Raw genomic sequence first — 1,774 nt, 5'->3', positions numbered from 1 at the left:
AGGTAATTTTTGTTTCTTCTTTTTTTGCTGTTGTTTCATTATTACTACAACCTACTAACGAAAAAACTAATGTAAATGTTAATAATACTCCTAAAATCTTTTTAATCAATTTTATCACCTTCCCATGTTAATAATATATTTAATCTAAATATGATTTCTTGATATGCTTTTTCAAATGAAACTTCATCTAAGTCATACAGATAACAATCTTTTCTATTTTTTATTTTTTCTAAATAATCAATCTTTTCTGCTTTAATAACCGCAATAACTATTTTATCGCTATTTAATACTTCATCAACATAATAAAGAAAATCATAACTAGTTCTTTCAAATCTACCTAATTCATCCATAATAACTAATGAATAATTACTATCTAAAGCATTTTTTAAACACTTCTTTCCAAATGTAGAAAATGATTCAGAAATACCAACTATTTTATTATCAACATATTTAGAAATTGGAATAGATGTCTTATTAATAAAGTCATACATCTGATATGTTGAAATTAAACCATAGTTTTTTAATGGCACAGTTTTAAAACCGGCATATCCATGAAACTGTTCAATAACTCTTTTAACTAAAATAGATTTGCCTACATTTTTTCTACCTGTAATCAATATATTTTTCTTTTCCAATCTATCTCACCATCATATCTAAATCAAAGTTTTTTTACTTAAAAAGTATACCATATAAGCCACTTTTCTACAACGAATCAAAACTAATTAGTCAAACAATACAAACTCTAAACAATACACTAAATGATCAAACATAACCGTGTTAAAACCATAACAAATACAATCATCATATGGTCCATCCCAGTCATTATTTAACTTAGCTAATAATGTTTCTACATCATTTTTTTATATTTCTAGAGTACAATAAAATTCACTATGATCTTTTAATCCTGGATAACTTCTAACTGGTGAAATTGAAAATTTAGGATTAATTTGCTTTAATTTTTCTTTAATTTGATCAACCTGACTATTTTCTTCACTAGAAATGATTACATGTAATCTAGCTAACATGTTATTTTTCGTGGAAAAACCGATAGAAAATCTATCGGTTTATTCGATTACAACTGCACTTTCAATAATTAATTGACTTGCTTTAACACGGTTGAAATCATTTCTTAAGTTTTCAGGTTCAACATGTTTTAATACTTCTTCTTTAGATGTATTATTATATAAAGCAATTTTTTCTAATTGTTGTTGTACTTCTTCATCTGTTGTTTGAATATTTTCTAATTTTACAATTTCATCAATAATTGCCTCAAATGTGGCTTGTTGTTTAGCAGATGGTTCAATTTGTTTTTTGAATGCTTCATGATCCATATTCATCATTTGAAGATATTGTTCTAATTGCATCCCTTGTTGTGCAAGTTGCATCTTTACATGTTCAATATATTTTTCAATTGCTTTTTGTAAATCATCTTCACTAATTTCAACTTCACTATTACTTAATACTTGATCAAAAGCAGCATTTTCTTTTTGACCTTGATAAGCTTGATCATGATGATTTTGAATATTAGCTTTAACACTTTCATGTAATTGTTCAACAGTTTCAATACTTGGAATATTTAATCCTGCAACAAATTCATCATTTAACATAGCATCTTTTTTAGTTTCAATTTTATGAACTGTTACTTTAAAAACAACATCAGCTCCAGCTAAATCACTAACTCCATAATTTTCTGGAAACGTTAAATTTAAATCTCTAGTTTCTCCTTGTTTCATTCCAATCATTTGATCTTCAAAACCAGGAATAAATTGATTTG

3 protein-coding genes are annotated in these 1,774 nt (G+C 25.9%); all 3 read right to left on the bottom strand.

From position 1 onward, the window contains the following. Positions 1-101 precede the first annotated feature (101 nt). Complete coding sequence (locus ACLR9T_RS14440) at positions 102-635, bottom strand: nucleoside-triphosphatase (protein WP_278453197.1); 534 nt, start codon at positions 633-635, stop codon at positions 102-104. 225 nt (positions 636-860) lie between these two features. Then, on the bottom strand, positions 861-1,025 hold the full coding sequence (locus ACLR9T_RS14435) for a hypothetical protein (protein ID WP_413110151.1): 165 nt from the start codon (positions 1,023-1,025) through the stop codon (positions 861-863). Between the two features lie 39 nt (positions 1,026-1,064). Further along, positions 1,065-1,774: FKBP-type peptidyl-prolyl cis-trans isomerase (locus ACLR9T_RS14430; RefSeq protein ID WP_278854079.1), on the bottom strand; the 710-nt coding region annotated here is incomplete at its 5' end.

Origin of the sequence: Thomasclavelia sp. (assembly GCF_047249845.1) — a bacterium.
Taxonomy (GTDB): Bacteria; Bacillota_I; Bacilli_A; order Erysipelotrichales; family Coprobacillaceae; genus Thomasclavelia.
Note: the sequence above shows the minus strand (reverse complement) of the source record. Positions and strands in the feature narration are given on the sequence as shown.